This is a genomic window from Aeromonas sp. R4-2, from assembly GCF_040908295.1.
Classification (GTDB): domain Bacteria; phylum Pseudomonadota; class Gammaproteobacteria; order Enterobacterales; family Aeromonadaceae; genus Aeromonas; species Aeromonas veronii.
Genome location: NZ_JBFODL010000011.1, coordinates 47745 through 65420, shown reverse-complemented (window position 1 = coordinate 65420; position 17676 = coordinate 47745). Strand labels below are relative to the sequence as shown.

The 17676-nt window shown below is 61.4% G+C and carries 16 protein-coding genes; all 16 read left to right on the top strand.

All coding sequences use genetic code 11. The features are described 5' to 3' along the window. Positions 1-28: 28 nt before the first annotated feature. The 16 genes from AB5Y99_RS07590 to nuoN all read left to right on the top strand — a co-directional run bounded on the left by AB5Y99_RS07590 (position 29) and on the right by nuoN (position 17481). Positions 29-1468 carry a DUF1566 domain-containing protein gene (locus AB5Y99_RS07590; protein WP_368209276.1) on the top strand — a complete coding sequence of 480 codons (1440 nt, stop codon included), beginning with the start codon at positions 29-31 and terminating at the stop codon, positions 1466-1468. 13 nt (positions 1469-1481) lie between these two features. Then, complete coding sequence (locus tag AB5Y99_RS07585; protein ID WP_058058427.1) at positions 1482-2051, top strand: DUF1566 domain-containing protein; 570 nt, start codon at positions 1482-1484, stop codon at positions 2049-2051. A 41-nt stretch (positions 2052-2092) separates the two neighbouring features. After that, positions 2093-2329 carry a hypothetical protein gene (locus tag AB5Y99_RS07580; RefSeq protein WP_128835515.1) on the top strand — a complete coding sequence of 79 codons (237 nt, stop codon included), beginning with the start codon at positions 2093-2095 and terminating at the stop codon, positions 2327-2329. A 100-nt stretch (positions 2330-2429) separates the two neighbouring features. Beyond that, the gene (locus AB5Y99_RS07575) at positions 2430-2834 is read left to right on the top strand and encodes an NADH-quinone oxidoreductase subunit A (protein ID WP_005344919.1); all 405 of its coding nucleotides are present in this window, start codon (positions 2430-2432) and stop codon (positions 2832-2834) included. Between the two features lie 29 nt (positions 2835-2863). Beyond that, a complete protein-coding gene (locus AB5Y99_RS07570; RefSeq protein ID WP_005344917.1) occupies positions 2864-3538 on the top strand; it encodes an NADH-quinone oxidoreductase subunit B family protein in 675 nt (224 codons plus the stop codon). Between the two features lie 2 nt (positions 3539-3540). Further along, entirely contained in the window at positions 3541-5346 is a 1806-nt protein-coding gene (nuoC, locus tag AB5Y99_RS07565; protein ID WP_040067274.1) for an NADH-quinone oxidoreductase subunit C/D, read from the top strand. A gap of 80 nt (positions 5347-5426) precedes the next feature. Beyond that, a complete protein-coding gene (nuoE, locus tag AB5Y99_RS07560) occupies positions 5427-5969 on the top strand; it encodes an NADH-quinone oxidoreductase subunit NuoE (protein WP_042658436.1) in 543 nt (180 codons plus the stop codon). Beyond that, the gene (gene nuoF, locus AB5Y99_RS07555; protein WP_108539959.1) at positions 5966-7351 is read left to right on the top strand and encodes an NADH-quinone oxidoreductase subunit NuoF; all 1386 of its coding nucleotides are present in this window, start codon (positions 5966-5968) and stop codon (positions 7349-7351) included. Before nuoE ends, nuoF begins: the two co-directional genes overlap by 4 nt. 41 nt (positions 7352-7392) lie before the next feature. After that, positions 7393-10149 carry an NADH-quinone oxidoreductase subunit NuoG gene (gene nuoG / locus AB5Y99_RS07550; RefSeq protein WP_368209274.1) on the top strand — a complete coding sequence of 919 codons (2757 nt, stop codon included), beginning with the start codon at positions 7393-7395 and terminating at the stop codon, positions 10147-10149. After that, positions 10146-11114, top strand: coding sequence for an NADH-quinone oxidoreductase subunit NuoH (nuoH, locus tag AB5Y99_RS07545; RefSeq protein WP_368209273.1), 969 nt, complete (start codon positions 10146-10148; stop codon positions 11112-11114). The genes nuoG and nuoH overlap by 4 nt, the downstream gene beginning before the upstream one ends. Positions 11115-11124: 10 nt before the next feature. After that, positions 11125-11667, top strand: coding sequence for an NADH-quinone oxidoreductase subunit NuoI (gene nuoI, locus AB5Y99_RS07540; RefSeq protein WP_005351100.1), 543 nt, complete (start codon positions 11125-11127; stop codon positions 11665-11667). Positions 11668-11677: 10 nt separating this feature from the next. Continuing rightward, the gene (gene nuoJ / locus AB5Y99_RS07535; RefSeq protein WP_005359828.1) at positions 11678-12229 is read left to right on the top strand and encodes an NADH-quinone oxidoreductase subunit J; all 552 of its coding nucleotides are present in this window, start codon (positions 11678-11680) and stop codon (positions 12227-12229) included. Then, positions 12226-12534 (top strand): NADH-quinone oxidoreductase subunit NuoK, encoded by a 309-nt coding sequence (gene nuoK / locus AB5Y99_RS07530; protein ID WP_005337247.1) that lies wholly within the window; start codon positions 12226-12228, stop codon positions 12532-12534. Before nuoJ ends, nuoK begins: the two co-directional genes overlap by 4 nt. Continuing rightward, positions 12531-14378, top strand: a complete 1848-nt coding sequence (nuoL, locus tag AB5Y99_RS07525; protein ID WP_368209271.1) for an NADH-quinone oxidoreductase subunit L — start codon at positions 12531-12533, stop codon at positions 14376-14378. Before nuoK ends, nuoL begins: the two co-directional genes overlap by 4 nt. 98 nt (positions 14379-14476) lie before the next feature. Then, on the top strand, positions 14477-16021 hold the full coding sequence (gene nuoM / locus AB5Y99_RS07520; protein WP_368209269.1) for an NADH-quinone oxidoreductase subunit M: 1545 nt from the start codon (positions 14477-14479) through the stop codon (positions 16019-16021). Beyond that, complete coding sequence (nuoN, locus tag AB5Y99_RS07515; RefSeq protein WP_129504218.1) at positions 16018-17481, top strand: NADH-quinone oxidoreductase subunit NuoN; 1464 nt, start codon at positions 16018-16020, stop codon at positions 17479-17481. The genes nuoM and nuoN overlap by 4 nt, the downstream gene beginning before the upstream one ends. The last annotated feature ends 195 nt before the right edge of the window (positions 17482-17676 follow it).

Below are 17676 nucleotides of genomic sequence, written 5' to 3'. Positions count from 1 at the left end.
AACCTGTGACCGAATCAAGGAATGTGAAGTGAAACCATCCGTACTGGTTATTGCAACCCTCTCAGCCCTGCTCAGCGCCTGTGGCGGCGGGGAAGATAACGCACCACTGGCGATCCCGGACTACCGGGTCGATGTCGCTCTGCCGACCGCCGGTACCCTGTGCGCCGATCTGGATCAGAACTGGCAATGTGATCCTGCCGACCCTGCCGTCAGCGGCGAAGGAGCGGTGGCCCTGGTCAGCCGTTCGGCCAACATCGTCAACTCGCCCCTGCTGTTCGTACCGAGGAGCGGAGGCCTGCTGCTGGCGCATCCGGCCGCCAAAGGGGATCCACAACGGCTGCAACCGACCCTGCTCAGCACCCTGTGGCAGAGCCGCATTGCCGAAGGGGTGGCCGCCGATCGCGCACTGACGCAGCTGCTGGCCGATCTCGCGCCGCTGCAACCGGGCGGCGACCGCGCGGCCCTCGCAGGTCTCGGCCAGTTTGATCAGGCGCTACAACAGGTGGCGATCAGCTTGCAGCAACAGGCCCGCACACGCCTTGCCACCGCCAAGGAGACCCAGTTGCTCACCACCAGCTATCGCGCCATCAGCCTGATGCTGGAGCAATTGGCTCAGGAGTGGCAACGCAACGGCCAGTTCGCTGAAGATACCCAAAGCAAGCTGCTGACCCTGCTGGTGCAGCAGCAGCCACGCAACCTGCTAACCGTCACCGGCGTCACCACCTTCAGCGATGGCAACGACCCGCTGCTGGAACAGGAACCCGCCGACTATCCGGGACAAGATGCCAGCTGGAATCGCACTCGTCCCCAGCTTGCCTATCGCAAACTCGATGATCGCGGTCAGGCGCTCCCTGACAACGCGCCGAGCTGGCAGTGCGTCAAGGATCTCAATACCGGTCTGGTGTGGGAGGTCAAATCGGATGATCCCTTGAGCCCGGCCTGGAAAAGCAGACCCTTTGCCTATGAGGATGAGCAGTTCAAGGCGACCGCAGGCGAGCAGCAAGCGGCCTACCAGCATATTCATAAGAGGATCGAACAGCTCACCGCCGAAGGAGATCTGGCGGCCCTCGCCCGGGCACAGGCGCTGACCACCATGCTGACCACCCGCGCGTATCAGCAGTGGCTCAATGGCGAGCAGCGCTGCGGCATCAGCCAGTGGCGGCTGCCCACCATGGGTGAGCTGATGTCACTGATGCACTACGGCAGCCTGGCCAAGGACCCGCTGGGTCAACGCATCATCGTGGTTACCCGTTACTTCCCGGATATCGCCTCCTCGGAAGATGACACCTACCATGGCTACTACTGGAGCGCCACCAGCAACACCGCCCAGCGCTTCTCCGGTGGCCCCATCAGCAAACGCACAGTCCTGCTCCTGGGAGAAGATGCGGGCACCACCTATCCCGCGCTGGTGCAGCAAGATACCTATATCGAGCTGATGCAGGTACGACTGGTCGCCACTTCCCAATAATCCGAGGAATATCATGAGCCTTTATCGCTTTTCGTTCGCCATGCTGGCACTGCTGGCCCCCCTGGCCCACGGTGCTGCCATTTGTGATGACACCATGGATCGCACCGCCCCCTCTGCCCGTTTTCTTGACCATGGCAACGGCACCGTCACGGATCAACACACCGGCCTCACCTGGATGCGCTGCAAACTGGGGCAGACATGGAATGGCAGCAGTTGCCTGGGGGAACCGACCGTTTACTACTGGCAGCAGGGGCTGCAAGTGGCGGAGCGGATCCGCAGTGACAGCAGTCATGCTCTCTATCACTTCGGCGGTATCAGCCAGTGGCGCCTGCCCGACATCAAGGAGCTGGCGACCCTGGTCGAGCATGCCTGCTACAAGCCCTCTCTCAATGAAGCCATTTTCCCGCGCGCCATGGCGGGGGGCGGTAAAGAGGTCAATGAGGGCTATGTCTATCTGATGAGCAGCACGGTAACCTCCGCCAATGGTCAGCGGGCGTATCTGGATATCACCTCGGGAGATATCGGTCTTCGCTCCATTGGCGCCTACCCGGATCAGGTCTTGCTGGTCGCCAATAAACCCTGACCGCCCCACGCTCGAAACCGGAACGCGATGGCAGGAGAGGCTTGGAAGCCTCTCTTTTTATTGCTCTTGCCGCCCCCTATCTCACCCGCCATCACGCTCTTCTCCCGCCTGTGCCCCCTGCCCGCGATACCGACCAGCTCCGGCTTCGCCCGCGGCATTTACCCCTTTCAGGTGATGACGAGGAGCAGCTCTCTGCGCTTTCCAGGCCTTTCCCACCCGCCATAACCAGCAAAAAAGTGCGCTTCTTAACAAAATTTAATTACCAGTTAACCGATTAATAATTAACCCGTAAAAATGACATGTAAATCAGTGCGAAAGTGTCATAATGCGTAACATTATTGTTAAGTCGCTTGATTAATTTGGTTAGGAAAAACCTCTATGTTTGCTGATATTTCTGCTCAACATTGGGCTTTTGCCATTTATGTCATCGGTGCCATCACCATCTGTCTGGTGATGATAGGTCTCGCCGCCCTGCTGGGAGGTCGCGCCTACGGCCGCACCAAGAACAAGCCATTTGAATCTGGTGTCGACTCGGTCGGCAGTGCCCGCCTGCGTTTTTCCGCCAAGTTCTATCTGGTCGCCATGTTCTTCGTCATCTTCGACGTCGAGGCGCTCTACCTGTTTGCCTGGTCTGTTTCCGTGCGTGAGAGCGGCTGGGTCGGCTTTATTGAAGCCACCATTTTCATCGGACTGCTGCTTATCGGCCTGATCTACCTCTGGCGCATCGGCGCACTGGACTGGTCACCGCGCAAACCGCAGCTGAACAACAAAAACAGTGATTGAACCACAGACCCTTTCCTTGAGGTTGCACCATGAAGTACACCCTGACCCGGATTGACCCGGATGCACCCGTTGAGCGCTACCCCCAGGAGCAGCGCCAGACCGTCGATGACCCACTGGCGCAAGAAGCGACGCGCGGCATCATGATGGGCCGCCTCGAGGAGGTGCTGCAAGACACAGTCAACTGGGGCCGCAAAAACTCCCTCTGGCCTTACAACTTCGGCATCTCCTGCTGCTACGTGGAGATGTGTACCGCCTTCACCTCCCCCCACGATGTGGCCCGCTTCGGCGCCGAAGTTATCCGCGCTTCGCCCCGTCAGGCCGATTTCATGGTGATAGCAGGGACTCCCTTCATCAAGATGGCGCCAGTCATCCAGCGCCTGTATGAACAGCTGCTCGAACCCAAGTGGGTGATCTCCATGGGGGCCTGTGCCAACTCCGGCGGCATGTATGACATCTATTCCGTGGTGCAGGGGGTGGACAAGTTCCTGCCGGTCGACGTCTACATTCCGGGTTGCCCGCCCCGTCCCGAAGCCTTTTTGCAAGCCCTGATGCTGCTGCAGGACTCCATCGGCAAAGAGCGCCGCCCCCTCTCCTGGGTAGTGGGCGATCAGGGGATCTACCGTCCCCAGATGCAGGCCGAAAAAGAGCGCAAGCGCGGCGAACGGATCAATGTGACCAACCTGCGCACGCCGGATGAGATCTGACCATGAAACTGACTCGAGATTTTCCCAGCAATTACGCCATGGCCCAGTGGCAGCCCAGCGACCACAAGGATGCCAAAGTCATTGGCGAACTGTTTGCCCACTTCGGGGCCGAGCACTTCACCGTGCAGACCACGCGCACCGGCGTGCCGGTGGTCTGGCTTCCCCGCGAACTGCTTCAGGATGTGATGGGCTTTTTGCGCAAGGTGCCCTCCCCGTTTGTGATGCTGTTTGATCTCAGCGCCACCGATGAGCGGCTGCGCAGCCATCGCGACGGTCTGCCCCAGAGCGATTTCACTGTCTTCTATCACCTCATCTCCATCGACCGTAACGCCGATGTGATGTTGAAAGTGGCGTTGGCCGAAAGTGACCTGCATCTACCCACCATCACCAACCACTTCCCCAATGCCAACTGGTACGAGCGGGAAGTATGGGATCTGATGGGCATCACCTTCGATGGCCACCCCCATCTGACCCGCATCATGATGCCCAAGAGCTGGCAGGGTCACCCGCTGCGCAAGGATTACCCGGCGCGCGCTACCGAATTCGATCCCTTCATGCTCGATGCCGCCAAACAGGACATGGAGCAGGAGAACCTGCTGTTCAAACCGGAAGAGTGGGGACTGGCCCGCGGCAACGAGAACGAGGACTACATGTTCTTGAACCTCGGCCCCAACCACCCCTCTGCCCACGGCGCCTTCCGGTTGGTGTTGCAGCTCGATGGCGAGGAGATCCGTAACTGCGTGCCTGACATCGGCTACCACCATCGTGGTGCCGAGAAGATGGGCGAGCGCCAGTCCTGGCACAGCTACATCCCCTATACCGACCGGGTCGAGTATCTGGGCGGGGTGATGAACAACCTCCCCTATGTGCTGGCGGTCGAGAAGCTGGCCGGAATCAAGGTGCCGCAGCGGGTCGACATGATCCGGGTGATGATGGCGGAGCTGTTTCGCATCCAGAGCCACCTCTTGTTCCTCGGGACCTATATTCAGGACGTGGGGGCCATGACCCCGGTCTTCTTCACCTTCACCGACCGGCAGAAGATCTACACCATCATCGAAGCGATCACCGGTGCCCGTATGCACCCGGCCTGGTTCCGTATCGGCGGTGTGGCCCACGACTTGCCGAAGGGATGGCAACGGCTGGTGCAGGACAACCTGCTGAGCTGGCTGCCCAAACGTCTGATGGATTACGAAAAAGCGGCGATGCGCAACAGCATTCTTCGCGGTCGCACCATAGGCGTCTCTGCCTACACCACCGAGCAGGCGTTGTCCTGGGGCACCACGGGGGCCGGATTGCGCGCCACCGGCCTCAACTTCGACGTGCGCAAGTGGCGCCCCTACTCGGGCTACGACCAGTTTGACTTCGAAGTGCCTGTTGGCAGCAATGGCGATGCCTACGACAGAGCCACCGTGCGGATTGAGGAGATCCGCCAGAGCATGTCGATCATCGAGCAGTGCATGAAGAACATGCCGGAGGGCCCCTTCAAGGCAGATCACCCCCTCACCACACCGCCGCCCAAAGAGCGCACCCTGCAGCACATCGAGACCCTGATCAACCACTTCCTGCAAGTGTCTTGGGGCCCGGTGATGCCCGCTGCCGAGTCGTTCCAGATGATTGAGGCGACCAAGGGGGTCAACAGTTACTACCTGACCAGTGACGGCTCCACCATGAGCTACCGGACCCGGATCCGCACCCCGAGCTTTGCTCACCTGCAGCAGATCCCCTCGGTGATCAAGGGCAGCATGGTGTCGGACCTCATCGTCTATCTGGGCAGTATCGATTTTGTTATGTCGGATGTGGACCGTTAAGTGATCCGCCCTCCCGGCCATGGCCGGGAATTGGGATCGCCGGACGAGCAGTAAAAGGACAAGCCACCAAAGGTCAAGTCATGAGCCAGCAATGTCAGTGTCACAATAATCAGACCCCACAGGGGCAAGGGGCATGCAGCAGCAAACAGGACGACTTCGTTCTGAGCCAGGCTGAACGCGATGCCATCGAACACGAGAAACACCACTACGAAGATCCCCGCGCCGCCAGCATCGAAGCGCTCAAGATCGTGCAGCAGGCCAGAGGCTGGGTCCCCGACGGCGCCATTCACGCCATCGCGGCCGAGCTCGGCATTCCCGCCAGCGACGTGGAGGGGGTTGCCACCTTCTATAGCCAGATCTTCCGCCAGCCGGTAGGCCGTCACATCATCCGCGTCTGCGACAGCATGGTCTGCTACATCAATGGCCATGAAGATCTGATGGCCGGTCTCAAGGAGGTGATGAACCTCGGCCCCGGTCAAACCACCCCGGATGGCCGCTTCACCCTGCTGCCGGTCTGCTGCCTTGGCAACTGCGACAAGGGGCCAGCCATCATGATCGATGACGACACCTATGGCGGCCTCGATCCGGTGACCTTGCTGAAAACGCTGGAGGCTTACCCATGAGCCTGCCGCAGAACAAGATCCTCGCCTCTCTTGGCACCGCCAACCGCACGGCCCGCACCGCCGAGACCCACCCGCTCACCTGGCGGCTGCGGGACGACGGCCAACCGGTATGGCTGGAGGAGTATCAGGCCAAACAGGGCTATGAAGCCGCCCGCAAGGCGCTCGGCCAGATGAGCCCGGACGAGATTGTCAGCACCGTCAAGGATGCCGGCCTCAAGGGGCGCGGCGGTGCGGGCTTCCCCACTGGCGTGAAGTGGGGGCTGATGCCCAAAGACGAGAGCATGAACATCCGTTACCTGCTCTGCAACGCCGACGAGATGGAGCCCAACACCTGGAAAGATCGCCTGCTAATGGAGCAACTGCCCCATCTGCTGATCGAAGGGATGATCATCTCGGCCCGGGCGCTGAAAGCCTATCGCGGTTATATCTTCCTGCGCGGCGAGTATGTCGATGCCGCCATCAACCTGCGTCGTGCGGTAGAAGAGGCAAAAGCCGCCGGTTTGCTTGGCAAGAACATTCTGGGCTCGGGTTTTGACTTCGAGCTGTTTGTTCACACTGGCGCCGGTCGCTACATCTGTGGTGAAGAGACGGCGTTGATCAATTCGCTGGAAGGGCGCCGTGCCAACCCGCGTGCCAAACCCCCCTTCCCCGCCGTCTCAGGTGTCTGGGGCAAACCCACCTGCGTCAACAACGTCGAAACCCTCTGCAACGTCCCCGCCATTATCGGCAACGGGGTGGCCTGGTATCACGGGCTGGCGCTGCCGGGCTCGGAAGATCACGGCACCAAGCTGATGGGCTTCTCCGGCAAGGTGAACAACCCCGGGGTGTGGGAGCTGCCCTTTGGCATCACCGCCCGCGAGCTGTTTGAAAATTACGCCGGCGGCATGAAGAGCGGCTATCGCCTGAAAGCCTGGCAACCGGGCGGCGCGGGCACCGGCTTCCTGCTGCCGGAGCACCTCGATGCCCAGATGTATACCGCCGGTATCGGCAAGGTCGGCACCCGGATGGGGACTGGCCTCGCCATGGCGGTGGATGACTCCATCAGCATGGTCTCCCTGCTGCGCAACATGGAGGAGTTCTTCGCCCGCGAGTCGTGTGGCTGGTGCACGCCCTGCCGCGACGGCCTGCCCTGGAGCGTCAAGCTGCTGCGGGCACTGGAACGTGGCGAAGGGCAATCCGGCGATCTGGCGACCCTGGAGCAACTCTGCGGTTTCCTTGGCCCGGGCAAGACCTTCTGCGCCCACGCACCGGGCGCCGTCGAGCCGCTGGCCAGCGCCATCAAATATTTCCGCTCCGAATTCGAGGCCGGGATCAAGGGCAGCGGTGATAACCGCAAGCCGGTCAAAGGGATCCAGCCCAATCTGCTGGGCGAGCGCTGGTAACGACACCACAGATTTCACAAAACAGGTTTCAGGGAAGTTGTATGGCAACCATTTATGTAGACGGCAAAGAGTACGAGGTAGACGGGGCAGATAACCTGCTGCAAGCCTGTCTGTCGCTGGGTCTGGACGTCCCCTATTTTTGCTGGCACCCGGCGCTTGGTAGCGTGGGAGCCTGCCGCCAGTGTGCGGTGAAACAGTATCAGAATGCCGATGACAAGCGCGGCCGTCTGGTCATGTCCTGCATGACCCCGGCCACCGATGGCAGCTACATCGCCATCGAGGATGAAGAGGCTAAAGAATTTCGCAAGAGCGTGGTGGAGTGGCTGATGACCAACCACCCCCACGACTGCCCGGTGTGTGAAGAGGGCGGCGCCTGCCACCTACAGGACATGACGGTGATGACTGGCCACAACAGCCGTCGCTACCGTTTCACTAAACGCACCCACCAGAATCAGGAGCTGGGCCCCTTCATCGGTCACGAGATGAACCGCTGCATCGCCTGCTACCGCTGCGTCCGTTACTACAAGGATTATGCCGGTGGCGAGGATCTCGGGGTCTATGGTGCCCACGACAACGTCTATTTCGGGCGGGTCGAGGATGGCACCCTGGAGAGTGAATTTTCCGGCAACCTGGTGGAGGTCTGCCCCACCGGCGTCTTCACCGACAAGACCCACTCCGAGCGTTACAACCGCAAGTGGGACATGCAATTTGCCCCCAGCATCTGCCAGCAATGCTCCGTGGGCTGCAACATCAGTCCGGGCGAGCGTTATGGCGAGCTGCGCCGCATCGAAAACCGCTTCCATGGCAGCGTCAACCACTACTTCCTCTGTGACCGTGGCCGCTTTGGCTACGGCTACGTCAATCTGGCCGATCGCCCGCGCCAACCGCTGCTCAAAGATGGCAACGACCAGCTGACCATCACGGTCGATGGCGCCCTCAACCGAGCCGCCGATGCCCTGCGCACGGCCCGCGGCCTCATCGGCATCGGATCGCCCCGCGCCTCGCTGGAGAGCAACTTTGCCCTGCGCGAGCTGGTGGGTGAAGCCAACTTCTACGCAGGCGTCGAGCAGGCCGAGTGGGCCTGTCAGCTGAAGATGCTGCAGATCCTGCAACAGGGCGGCGTGCCGACTCCGAGCCTGCGGGACATGGAAGAGGCCGACGCCATTCTGCTGCTCGGCGAAGATGTCACCATGAGCGCCGCCCGTATCGCGTTGGCGCTGCGTCAGGCTGTCAAAGGCAAGGCACGCGAGCTGGCCCGCAAGATGAAGGTGGATCTGTGGCAAGTCGCCGCCGTTCAGACCCTCGGTCAGAACGAGCGCTACCCCCTGCTCATCACCAGCCTCGATACCACCCGTCTGGACGATGTGGCGGCCGACAAGCTGCACGCCCCCTATGCCGATCAGGCGCGCCTTGGCTTTGCCATCGCCAACCAGCTCGACCCGAGTGCACCGGCCGTGGCCGACCTCTGCCCCGAGCTGCAGGCACAAGCGACTCGCTGGGCCGAGCTGCTCGGCAACGCCAAGAAGCCGCTCATCATTGCAGGCTCCACTGCCCGCGATGTGGCGCTGCTTGAGGCGGCCAGCAACATTGCCCGCGCCCTGAAAGGCCGAGGACTGGAAGCCAACATCGCGCTGGTTGGCCAGGAGGCCAACTCGCTGGGTCTGGCCATGCTGGGCGCTCAAACCTTGACAGACAAGCCGCTCGAAGCCGCCCTTGCGCGTATCGAGTCAGAAGAGGGGTTGGCGCTGGTCACCCTGGAGAACGATCTCTACCGCCGCGCGCCGCGCAACCGGGTGGATGCTGCTCTGGCACGGCTGCAGCACCTGCTGGTCATCGACCATCAGGCGACCCCGACCGCCAACAAGGCAGATCTGGTGCTGCCAGCGGCCAGTTTTGCCGAGGCCGATGGCACCCTGGTGAACATGGAAGGGCGCGCCCAACGCTTCTTCCAGGTCTATGCACCCGCCTTCTACAACGCCGATATTCAGGTGCGTGAAGGGTGGCGCTGGCTGACGGCGCTGCAAGGGGCGATCGAACGCAAGCCGCTGCGCTGGCAGAACTTCGACCAGGTCAACCATGACTGCGCCACCAGCAATCCGCTGCTGGCTACCATGCTGGAAGCGGCGCCCAACGCAGGCTTGCGGATCCGTGGCATGCGACTGGCCCGTGAGCCGCATCGTTACAGCGGTCGCACCTCCATGCTGGCGGATCAGAACGTCAGCGAACCGCGGGTAGCGCAAGATCCCGACTCCCCCTTCAACTTCTCCATGGAAGGGTATGCCGGAGCCCGTCAGCCGCTGCCGCAAGTGCCCTTTGCCTGGGCGCCCGGCTGGAACTCCCCCTCCGCCTGGAACAAGTTCCAGGATGAAGTGGGTGGCAAACTACGTGCTGGCGATCCGGGTCGCCGTCTGCTGGAAGCAACAGACCCGCAGGCAGAAGGCAAGGAGCTGCTCGGCTGGTTTGCGACCATCCCCGCCCCCTTCAAGGCCGCAGAAGCACTGCAAGTGGTCAATTATGCCCAGCTGTTTGGCGGTGAGGAGCTCTCCGCTCGCAGCCCGGTCATTCAGGCACGGATGAACGAACCCGAGCTGGTGCTCAATCCCCTTGATGCGCAGCGTCTGGCCCTCCACGGGGGCAGTCAGGTCTCCTTCTCCTGGGGCGGGAGCCACTGGCAACTGCGCCTGCGCCTGAGCGAGCAGCTGAGCGCCGGTCTGATGGGGCTCCCCCTTGGGGTGAACGGCCTGCCAACGGCCCTGCAACAAGCCTCAATCACTAACCTGCAGGAGGTGATCGCATGAGCGAGTCGCTGATCGATCTGTTGCTGGAGGTGGGCAAGGCACTGATCGTGCTGGTGGGGATCGTGGGGGCTGGCGCCTTCATGAGCTTCATCGAGCGTCGCCTGCTGGCCCTGTGGCAGGATCGCTATGGCCCCAACCGGGTGGGGCCGTTTGGTCTGCTCCAGCTGGCCGCCGACATGATCAAGATGTTCTTCAAGGAGGACTGGATCCCGCCGTTCGCTGATCAGCGGATCTTTATCCTGGCCCCCATCATCGCCTTCACCGCCTTTATTCTGGCGTTTGCGGTGGTGCCCATCACCCCCACCTGGGGCGTGGCGGATCTCAATGTGGGGCTGCTCTACATCCTGGCCATCGCGGGGATGGCTGTCTATGCGGTGCTGTTCGCCGGCTGGTCGAGCAACAACAAATACTCATTGCTCGGCAGCTTGCGCGCCTCGGCCCAGACTCTCTCCTACGAGGTGTTTCTCGGGCTATCCCTGATGGGGATTGTGATCCAGACCGGCAGTTTCAACCTGCGGGATATCGTCGAGGCACAGGCAGACTTGTGGAACGTGGTGCCCCAGATCCTGGGCTTTGTCACCTTCCTGTTTGCCGGTGTCGCCGTCACCCACCGTCACCCGTTCGATCAGCCAGAAGCCGAGCAGGAGCTCGCCGACGGCTATCACATCGAGTATGCGGGGATGAAGTGGGGTCTCTTCTTCGTGGGCGAATATATCGGCATCGTGCTGATCTCCTCGCTCATCGTGACCCTCTTCTTCGGTGGCTGGCACGGCCCCTGGCTGCCCCCCTTCATCTGGTTTGCCCTGAAGACCGCCTGTTTCATGGTGTTCTTCATCCTGCTGCGGGCCTCCCTGCCTCGCCCGCGCTTTGACCAGGTGATGTCGTTTGGCTGGAAAGTCTGCTTGCCGCTGACCCTGATCAATATGCTGGTCACCGCGGCAGTTGTACTGATAAGTACGCAGTGAGGCACTCAATATGAAAATTGTTAGCATTATTCAGGGTGTCGGCACCCAGTTACGCAGTCTGGCCATGGTCTTCTCCCATGCCTGGCGGCCCCGTGAAACCCTCAACTATCCGGAGCAGGCGGTCTATGCGGCCCCCCGCTACCGCGGTCGCATCGTGCTGACCCGCGACCCTGACGGAGACGAGCGCTGCGTGGCCTGCAACCTCTGCGCGGTTGCCTGTCCGGTCGGCTGTATCTCGCTGCAAAAATCTGAGCGGGATGATGGCCGCTGGTATCCGGAGTTCTTTCGCATCAACTTCTCTCGCTGCATCTTCTGCGGCCTGTGTGAAGAGGCTTGCCCCACCACCGCCATCCAGCTGACACCGGATTTCGAGATGGGTGAGTATCGCCGCCAGGATCTGGTGTACGAGAAGGAAGATCTGCTGATCAGCGGGCCCGGCAAATACCCGGACTACAACTTCTACCGCATGAGCGGGATGGCCATCGACGGCAAGCCGAAAGGGGATGCCGAAAACGAAGCCAAGCCCATCGATGTCAAGAGCCTGCTGCCCTGAGGAGTCAATCATGGAACTGGCATTTTATGCCTCGGCCCTGGTGGCCATTTACAGCACGCTGCGGGTGATCAGCACCAGCAATCCCATGCATGCGCTGCTCAATCTCATCATCTCCCTCATCGCCGTGGCCATGATCTTCTTCTGCCTGGGTGCCGCCTTTGCGGGGGCCCTGCAGGTGATCGTCTACGCCGGCGCCATCATGGTGCTGTTCGTGTTCGTGGTGATGATGCTGAACTTGGGGAGTGCCCAGGCACAGGAGAAAAAGTGGCTCACCCCCATGACCTGGGGGGGCCCTGCCCTGCTCTCGCTGATCCTGCTGGGCTTTCTGGCCCACGGCATTCTCGGAGTGACCGGGGGCCTGATCGGGGTGACCGAGGTGACCGCCAAGCAGGTCGGTGTCGAGCTCTTTGGCCCCTATGTGCTGGCGGTGGAGCTTGCCTCCATCCTGCTGCTGGCGGGTCTGGTAACCGCCTATCACCTGGGTCGGGAAGAGAAGAGCGGTGAAGTGCTCTCCGTCCCCCGCACAGCATCCCGCTCTGCACAAGAAGGAGGTCAGCAATGAATGGAATCCCTATGGAGCACGGCCTCCTGCTGGCCGCGGTGCTCTTCTGCATCGGCTTGTGCGGTCTGCTGATCCGCCGCAACCTGCTCTACATCCTGATGAGTATCGAGATCATGATGAATGCCTCGGCACTGGCGTTTGTGGTGGCGGGTAGCCGCTGGGCCCAGGCCGATGGCCAGATCATGTATATCCTGGTGATTTCTCTGGCGGCAGCGGAGGCCAGTATCGGCCTTGCCCTGTTACTGCTGCTCTATCGTCGTTACCACACCCTGAACGTGGACACTGTGAGCGAGATGCGCGGATGAGCCTCTTATATCTGACTTTTCTATTTCCGCTGCTGGGATGGCTGGTGTTGGCCTTCTCCCTCGGCCGGTTTGGTGAGCGTACCTCGGCGCTGATCGGGGTAGGCTCCATTGGCCTGTCGGCCCTCACTACCCTGTGGGTGGGCATCGACTTTCTGGGCAACCCGCCCGAGGGGGGCGTCTATGTCCAGCGCCTGTGGCAATGGATGGCGGTGGGCAACTTTACACCGAGCTTCTCGCTGGCACTGGATGGCCTGTCGCTGACCATGCTGGGGGTGGTGACCGGGGTGGGTTTCTTTATCCACCTGTTCGCCTCCTGGTATATGCGAGGGGAAGAGGGTTACTCCCGCTTCTTCACCTACACCAACCTCTTTATCGCCAGCATGCTGTTTCTGGTGCTGGCCGATGACCTGCTGTTTGTCTACCTCGGCTGGGAAGGGGTGGGGCTGTGCAGCTATCTGCTGATCGGCTTCTACTACAAGGATCGCAAGAACGGAGCGGCGGCCCTCAAGGCATTTGTCGTGACCCGGGTGGGTGATGTCTTCCTCGCCATCGGCCTGTTTATCCTTTATCGGGAACTGGGCACCCTCAATATCCACGAGCTGCTGGTTCGTGCCCCGACCCTGTTTGCCGAGGGCTCCCCTGCCCTGTCGCTGGCCTGCCTGATGCTCTTGGGCGGCGCGGTCGGCAAATCGGCACAGCTGCCGCTGCAAACCTGGCTAGCGGATGCGATGGCAGGCCCGACGCCCGTCTCCGCGCTGATCCACGCCGCCACCATGGTGACCGCCGGTGTCTACCTGATTGCCCGTACCCACGGCCTGTTCCTGCTGGCGCCAGAGATCCTCCATCTGGTCGGGCTGGTTGGCGCCATCACCCTGGTGCTGGCAGGCTTTGCCGCGCTGGTTCAGACCGATATCAAGCGGATCCTCGCCTACTCCACCATGAGCCAGATTGGCTACATGTTTCTGGCACTGGGTGTCGGCGCATGGGAAGGGGCCATCTTCCACCTGATGACCCACGCCTTCTTCAAGGCGCTGCTGTTCCTCTCCGCCGGTGCCGTTATCGTTGCCTGCCACCATGAGCAGAACATCTTCAAGATGGGCGGGCTGCGCAAGAGTCTGCCGCTGGTCTATGCCTGCTTCCTGGTGGGGGGCTCGGCGCTGGCCGCGCTGCCGCTGGTCACCTCCGGTTTCTACAGTAAGGACGCCATCCTGTGGCAAGTAGAGGCCTCTGGCCAAAGCGCGCTACTGTGGGCCGGTCTGGCGGGGGCATTCCTCACCTCGCTCTATACCTTCCGGCTGATCTTCATCGCCTTCCATGGCAAAGAGCAGACCAAAGCCCATGCGGGCCACGGTCTGGCTCACCATCTGCCGCTGCTGGTGCTGCTGGTGCTCTCTACCGGCATTGGGGCTCTTATCACCCCACCACTGGCAGGTGTACTACCTGCAGGCCCGGGGGACCATATCGAAGAGGGTCGCCATGCCCTGGAGGTTGCCTCCGGCATCATCGCCATTGCAGGCATCGCGCTGGCCGCGTTTCTGTTCCTTGGTGAGCGCCGGCTGGCCACATCCATTGCCAACAGTGCGCCGGGTCGTCTGCTCAGCACCCTCTGGTTCAACGCCTGGGGCTTTGACTGGCTCTATGACCAGCTGTGGGTCAAACCCTATCTGCTGGCGACCCGTCTGGTCGGGCAGGATCCGCTGGACTGGATGATGGGCCTGCCCGCCTGGTTTGCCCTGCGTGGCAACCAGCTGCTGGCCTGGACCGTGACCGGCAAGTTGCGCTGGTATGCCGCCTCCATGGGGATCGGCGCCGTGCTGGTGCTGGCGCTGTTGCTGCTGGGGTAACGCGATGAACAACCGGACAATCATACAGCCAGGCTGTTTGCTCTCCCTGATGGAACAGGGAGCGCAATCTCATATGAACTTGAACGAGAGCTGATACCGTGACCTTACTCTGGATCTTGCTAATTCCTTTTATCGGCGGCTTGCTCTGCTGGCAGATGGAGCGTCTCGGCGGGCAGTTTGTCCGCTGGGTAGCCCTGCTCTCCATGAGCGCCAGCCTGCTGCTCTCCTGTGCCATCTGGCTAAGTGGAGACTTCTCCCTTGCCACCACGGGTCTCGACAGCGCGGGCGTCTCTGGTGCTGCCTCCGCCTGGGCCGCCGAGTGGCGCCTGCCTTGGATCCCGCGCTTTGGCATCTCTTTGCATCTGGCGGTGGATGGCCTGTCGCTCTTGATGGTGATCCTCACCTGCTTTATCGGGGTACTGGCCATTCTCTGTTCGTGGAAAGAGATCGTGCAGCGCATCGGCTTCTTCCACCTCAACCTGCTCTGGATCCTGGGCGGCGTGCTCGGGGTCTTTATGGCGCTGGACCTGTTCCTCTTCTTCTTCTTCTGGGAGATGATGCTGGTCCCCATGTACTTCCTGATTGCGCTCTGGGGCCATTCGGTCACTGACGGCAAATCACGGATCAACGCAGCAACCAAGTTCTTCATCTACACCCAGTTAAGTGGCCTTATCATGCTGGTGGCCATCATCGGGCTGGTGCTGACCCACCAGCATGCCACCGGAGTCTTCACCTTCAACTATCTGGAGCTGCTCAATACCCCGATGAGCAAGGGCGTTCAGTGGCTGCTGATGCTGGGCTTCTTTATCGCCTTCGCGGTCAAGATGCCACTGGTGCCGCTGCACGGCTGGCTGCCGGATGCCCACAGTCAGGCGCCGACCGCAGGCTCGGTGGATTTGGCAGGTATTTTGCTCAAAACCGCCGCCTACGGTCTGCTGCGTTTTGCCTTGCCGCTCTTCCCCGAGGCGTCCGCCGAATTTGCTCCCTACGCCATGGTGCTGGGCCTGATCGGTATCGTCTACGGCGCCATCGTGGCCTTTGCCCAGACCGACATCAAACGGCTGGTAGCCTACACCAGCATCTCCCACATGGGTTTTGTGATGATCGCCATCTACTCGGGTAGCGAGCTGGCCCTGCAGGGCGCCGTGGTGCAGATGATCGCCCACGGTCTCTCGGCTGCCGGCCTCTTTATCCTCTGCGGTCAGCTCTACGAGCGGTTGCACACACGGGATCTGCGCCAGATGGGCGGCCTGTGGGGACGCCTGCGCTATCTGCCCGGCGTGATGCTGTTCTTCTCGGTAGCGTCGCTCGGCATGCCGGGCACCGGCAACTTTGTCGGCGAGTTCCTGATCCTGGTCGGCAGCTTCCAGGTTGCCCCTGTCATCACGGCAGTCGCCACCTTCGGTCTGGTGCTGGCCTCGGTCTACTCTCTCATCATGTTGCAGCGCGCCTGCTTTGGCCCCGCCAAGGATGAGAGCATGCTCAAGGGGCTGGATCGCCGCGAGCTGACCATGATGATGGTGATCGCGGGCCTGCTGGTTCTGCTTGGCCTCTATCCCCAACCCGTGATTGACACCGCCAGCAGCAGCCTTATCAACGTGCTGCACTGGTATCTGCTGCCGACTGCTGGAGCCCTGCAATGACTTTCTCCGCTTCCCAACTGCTGGCACTGCTTCCCCTGCTGTTGACCACCGGGGCCATGGCGGCCCTGATGCTGGCCATCGCCTGGCGCCGCTGTGTCACCACCGCCTTTACCGTGACCATTGTTGGCCTCAACCTTGCTCTGTTCTCGCTGCCCATCGTGATGGCGCAAGGGGATCAGGGGGTCACCCCGCTGCTGCAAGTGGACAGTTACGCCGTCTTCTACATGGGACTGGTGCTCATCGGCGCCCTGGCCACCTGCACCTTCGGTCAATCGTGGCTGAAAGCCTACCCGGACAACCGGGAGGAGTTCTTCCTGCTGCTGCTGATCGCCACCGCTGGTGGTCTGGTGCTGGCCTGCTCCCGTCACCTCGCCTCTCTCTTTATCGGGATCGAGATGCTGACCCTGCCGATGTTCGGTCTGGTGGGTTACGCCTACCGCGAGCGCCACTCGCTGGAAGCCGCGGTGAAATATATGGTGCTCTCTGCCGCCGCCACCGCCTTCCTGCTGTTTGGCATGGCGCTGCTCTATGCGCAGGCAGGCAGCCTGAGCTTTGCCGCCCTGGGGCAGACCCTGGCCGAGAGCCCGGCTCACCATCCGCTGCTGATGGGCGGTTTGGGGTTAATGCTGGTCGGCTTTGCCTTTAAACTCTCCCTGGCCCCCTTCCACCTCTGGACCCCGGATGTCTACGAAGGTGCCCCGGCACCGGTCGCCACCTTCCTCGCCACCGTCAGCAAGGTGGCGGTCTTTGCCGTGCTGCTGCGCTTCTATCTGGCGGTACCGGCGGCGAGCGATCCCATGATCCACTGGCTGCTGGCAGCCATGGCGGTCATCTCCATCCTGGTCGGCAACCTGCTGGCCCTGGTGCAGACCAACATCAAGCGGATGCTGGGTTACTCCTCCATCTCCCACTTCGGCTACCTGCTGGCGGTGATCGTGGCGAGCCGATTCGGCCAGATGCCGGTGGAAGCAGCCGGGGTCTATCTGCTGATGTATCTGTTCACCAGCCTGGGTGCCTTTGGGGTGGTGAGCATGATGTCGAGCCCCTATCGCGGCAAGGATGCCGACTCCCTGCACAGCTATCGTGGTCTGTTCTGGAAGCGCCCCTATCTGACTGCCGTACTGACGGTGATGATGTTGTCACTCGCGGGCATCCCGATGACCCTCGGCTTTATCGGCAAGTTCTACCTCATCGGCGTCACCGTCGAGGCGCAGCTCTGGTGGCTATCCGGTGCCATCGTGCTCGGCAGCGCACTGGGTCTCTACTACTACCTCAAGGTGATGGTGACCCTCTATCTGCGCGAACCGGGTATGCAGCAGCGGGATGCCAGCGCCGACTGGGCTCTCTCCTCCGGTGGTGTGGTGGTGCTGCTCTCTGCAGCGCTGGTGGTGTTGCTGGGGCTCTATCCCCAGCCGGTCATCAGCCTGGTACAAGGGTTCCAGCACGTGGTATTGCAGTAACCGTTACCGTCGCTACCCCTCATTACCCGCAAAACCGGCAGCCTTGGCTGCCGGTTTTCTATTTCCGGCCCGACAGCATCGCGCACTCCACAGGTCAGCAAATGACAGATCAGTCAGCGAGGGTGATGCCCATCATGGTTTTTGCCATACAACCAGAACCGGGCGAGATCCTCATACCCTCTTGAATTCCTTATT

Excerpts from the sequence above, each read along its gene's own strand:
- AB5Y99_RS07585 (WP_058058427.1), top strand. The coding sequence starts at position 1,482 with ATGAGCCTTTATCGCTTTTCGTTCGCCATGCTGGCACTGCTGGCCCCC.
- AB5Y99_RS07575 (WP_005344919.1), top strand. The coding sequence starts at position 2,430 with ATGTTTGCTGATATTTCTGCTCAACATTGGGCTTTTGCCATTTATGTC.
- AB5Y99_RS07570 (WP_005344917.1), top strand. The coding sequence starts at position 2,864 with ATGAAGTACACCCTGACCCGGATTGACCCGGATGCACCCGTTGAGCGC.
- nuoC (WP_040067274.1), top strand. The coding sequence starts at position 3,541 with ATGAAACTGACTCGAGATTTTCCCAGCAATTACGCCATGGCCCAGTGG.
- nuoE (WP_042658436.1), top strand. The coding sequence starts at position 5,427 with ATGAGCCAGCAATGTCAGTGTCACAATAATCAGACCCCACAGGGGCAA.
- nuoF (WP_108539959.1), top strand. The coding sequence starts at position 5,966 with ATGAGCCTGCCGCAGAACAAGATCCTCGCCTCTCTTGGCACCGCCAAC.
- nuoG (WP_368209274.1), top strand. The coding sequence starts at position 7,393 with ATGGCAACCATTTATGTAGACGGCAAAGAGTACGAGGTAGACGGGGCA.
- nuoH (WP_368209273.1), top strand. The coding sequence starts at position 10,146 with ATGAGCGAGTCGCTGATCGATCTGTTGCTGGAGGTGGGCAAGGCACTG.
- nuoI (WP_005351100.1), top strand. The coding sequence starts at position 11,125 with ATGAAAATTGTTAGCATTATTCAGGGTGTCGGCACCCAGTTACGCAGT.
- nuoJ (WP_005359828.1), top strand. The coding sequence starts at position 11,678 with ATGGAACTGGCATTTTATGCCTCGGCCCTGGTGGCCATTTACAGCACG.
- nuoK (WP_005337247.1), top strand. The coding sequence starts at position 12,226 with ATGAATGGAATCCCTATGGAGCACGGCCTCCTGCTGGCCGCGGTGCTC.
- nuoL (WP_368209271.1), top strand. The coding sequence starts at position 12,531 with ATGAGCCTCTTATATCTGACTTTTCTATTTCCGCTGCTGGGATGGCTG.
- nuoN (WP_129504218.1), top strand. The coding sequence starts at position 16,018 with ATGACTTTCTCCGCTTCCCAACTGCTGGCACTGCTTCCCCTGCTGTTG.